Raw genomic sequence first — 3163 nt, 5'->3', positions numbered from 1 at the left:
GTCCAGTTTGAGGATTGAGTTGCGCCCTTCGCCGGCAAGGCCGGCGCCTACAGGGGCCGGCCTTGCCGGCGAAGGCAGCGCCGCGTTCTAGCCCCGCGCCAGCTGCCGGCGCAGCTCATCGAGCACCGGCCCGGTGTCCGGGCGCACCCCGCGCCAGATGAAGAACGCCTCCGCCGCCTGCTCAGCCAGCATTCCCAGCCCGTCCAGCACCTTGGCCGCACCGTGCTCGGTGGCCCAGCGACAGAACGGCGTGGGCTCCTTGGCATACATCATGTCGTAGCACACGGTCACGCCCGGTTCGATCAGGCTCGCGGCAATCGGCGGCATCTCGCCGGCCAGGCTCGCCGAGGTGGCATTGATGATCAGGTCCACCGGCTCTTCCAGCCAGCTGAAGCCGCTGGCGGCCACCGGCCCCAGGTCGTCGAACTCGCGGGCCAGCTGCTCGGCCTTTTCTACCGTACGGTTGGCAATCACCAGCGACGCAGGCTCATGCGCCAGCAACGGCTCGAGCACCCCGCGCACCGCGCCACCGGCCCCCAGCAGCAGGATGCGCTTGCCCTTGAGCTCGACCCCGGCATTCACCGTGAGGTCGCGCACCAGGCCGGCACCGTCGGTGTTGTCGCCCTGCAGGCTGCCGTCGGGCAGCCGGGTCAGCGTGTTCACCGCCCCGGCTCGCCAGGCGCGTGCGGTCAGGCCGTCACCCACCAGGCGGTAGGCTTCCTCCTTGAAGGGCACGGTGACGTTGGCGCCACTGCCCTGCTTGAAGAAGCCCAGCGCGCACATGCTGAAGTCGTCCAGCGGCGCCAGCAGGGTGTTGTACTCCAGCTGCTGGCCGGTCTGGTCGGCGAACAGCCGGTGAATCAGCGGCGACTTGCTGTGGCCGATCGGGTTGCCGAATACAACGTACTGGTCCATGACGCGTTTCCTGAGTCCGCCCGGCGAATCGGGCACGTTATCCACAATGGGTTCAGTGAGCGGCCTTGTCCAGGCCCAGCCAGTCGCGGTCCTGCAGGAAGTACTCGGTCAGGCGTGCTTCTTCACTGCCCGGCGCAGCCTTCCAGTCATAGCCCCAGCGCACCTGCGGAGGCAGCGACATCAGGATCGACTCGGTACGGCCGCCCGATTGCAGGCCGAACAGGGTGCCACGGTCGTACACCAGGTTGAATTCCACGTAGCGCCCGCGGCGGAACTCTTGGAATTCACGCTGCTGGGCGGTGTACGGCTGCGCCTTGCGCCGTTGCACGATGGGCAGGTAGGCCTCGACGTAGGCATCGCCGATGGCGCGGATGAAGGCGAAGCAGGTGTCGAAGTCCCACTCGTTCAGGTCGTCGAAGAACAAGCCGCCGATGCCCCGCGGCTCGCCCCGGTGCTTGAGGTGGAAGTAGCGGTCGCACCAGGCCTTGTAGCGCGGGTACACATCGGCGCCGAACGGTGCGCAGGCCTGCTCGGCCACGCGGTGCCAGTGGATGCAGTCTTCTTCGTGGGCGTAGTAGGGCGTGAGGTCGAAGCCGCCGCCGAACCACCATACCGCCTCTTCACCTTCCTTCTCGGCAATGAAGAAGCGCACGTTGGCGTGGGAGGTCGGCACATGGGGGTTGTGCGGATGGATCACCAGCGACACCCCCAGCGCCTCGAAACCACGGCCAGCAAGTTCGGGGCGGTGCGCGCTGGCAGACGGCGGCAGGCCGCTGCCGAACACGTGCGAGAAGTTGACCCCGCCTTTTTCGATGACGTTGCCTTCGCCGATCACCCGCGTGCGCCCACCGCCACCGGCTTCGCGTACCCAGGCGTCCTCGACGAAGCGGGCGCCGCCGTCTTCGCTTTCCAGGGCGGCGCAAATCCGGTCTTGCAGGTCGAGCAGGTAGGCCTTCACGGCCTCGGTGCGGGTAGTCATCAGGTCACCTTGGAAACGGGCTAGGGCCGGGCCAGGCGGGGGCCGGCGCTGAATTCGGCGCGTAGCATACCACCGGCGGCAGGCCACCCGCAGTTGACGGCGATCAAGCAAAGGCGTCCGATAGGGGTTTTCCCGGATCCAGCAGGAGAGTGCAGATGGCCAAGCGTATCCAGTTCAGCCAGCATGGCGGCCCCGAGGTATTGACCCTGGTCGACTTCGAACCCGCCGCGCCCGGCCCGCAACAGGTCCGCGTGCGCAACCACGCCATTGGTCTGAACTTCATCGACACCTATTTCCGCAGCGGGCTGTACGCGCCGCCGGCACTGCCCTCGGGCCTGGGCACCGAAGCTGCCGGCGTGGTCGAGGCGGTGGGCGAGGGCGTGACGCGGATCAAGGTGGGCGATCGGGTGGCCTACGCTGGCGGTCCGCAGGGTGCCTACAGCGAGGTGCACACGCTGCCTGAAGCCAACCTGGTGAAGCTGCCCGAGAGCATCAGCTTCGAGCAGGCCGCCGCGGTGATGCTCAAGGGCCTGACCGTGCAGTACCTGCTGCGCCAGACCTACGCGCTGCAGGCCGGCCAGACGGTGCTGTTCCATGCCGCCGCCGGTGGGGTGGGTTCGCTGGCCTGCCAGTGGGCCAAGGCCCTGGGCGTGAAGCTGATCGGTACCGTGAGCTCGCCGGAGAAGGCGGCGCGGGCCAAGGCCCTGGGTGCATGGGAAACCATCGACTACAGCCGTGAAGACGTGGCGCAGCGCGTGCTGGAGCTGACCGGCGGCAAGAAGTGCCCGGTGGTGTACGACGGCGTGGGCCAGGACACCTGGCTGACCTCGCTGGACTGCCTGGCGCCGCGCGGGCTGATGGTGAGCTTCGGCAATGCGTCGGGCGCGGTGAGCGGAGTCAACCTGGGGATCCTGGCGCAGAAGGGCTCGCTGTATGTGACCCGGCCGACGCTGGCCAGCTATGCCAACAATGCCGAGAACACCCAGGCGATGGCCGACGAGCTGTTCGAAATGATCGCCAGCGGCAAGCTGGCTGTGGATATCCAGCAGCGCTATCCGCTGGCCGAGGCGGCCAAGGCTCAGGCAGAGTTGTCGGCGCGGCGGACGGTGGGGTCTACGGTGTTGTTGCCTTGATTCAGCAGTAACGCCATCGCGGGTCAAGCCCGCTCCCACAAGGTTATCCACAACGCCTGTGGGAGCGGGCTTGACCCGCGAAAAAGGCCCGCAGGGCCGTCAACCCGCGCTGGCGCCCTGCCCCGTGGCCAGGTCG

Annotated in this window: 3 protein-coding genes; 1 reads left to right on the top strand and 2 read right to left on the bottom strand. The window is 67.7% G+C overall.

The annotated features are described in order from the left end of the window. Positions 1 to 87 precede the first annotated feature (87 nt). Positions 88 to 915 (bottom strand): shikimate dehydrogenase, encoded by an 828-nt coding sequence (gene aroE, locus QMX96_RS26560; RefSeq protein ID WP_043862253.1) that lies wholly within the window; start codon positions 913 to 915, stop codon positions 88 to 90. A gap of 52 nt (positions 916 to 967) precedes the next feature. Then, a complete protein-coding gene (hemF, locus tag QMX96_RS26555; protein WP_043862252.1) occupies positions 968 to 1894 on the bottom strand; it encodes an oxygen-dependent coproporphyrinogen oxidase in 927 nt (308 codons plus the stop codon). Between the two features lie 155 nt (positions 1895 to 2049). Between hemF and QMX96_RS26550 the strand changes: the two genes are divergently transcribed. Continuing rightward, a complete protein-coding gene (locus QMX96_RS26550) occupies positions 2050 to 3027 on the top strand; it encodes an NADPH:quinone reductase (protein ID WP_282362711.1) in 978 nt (325 codons plus the stop codon). The last annotated feature ends 136 nt before the right edge of the window (positions 3028 to 3163 follow it).

This window comes from Pseudomonas sp. PS01300, assembly GCF_029960155.1.
Classification (GTDB): domain Bacteria; phylum Pseudomonadota; class Gammaproteobacteria; order Pseudomonadales; family Pseudomonadaceae; genus Aquipseudomonas; species Aquipseudomonas palmensis.
Note: the sequence above shows the minus strand (reverse complement) of the source record. Positions and strands in the feature narration are given on the sequence as shown.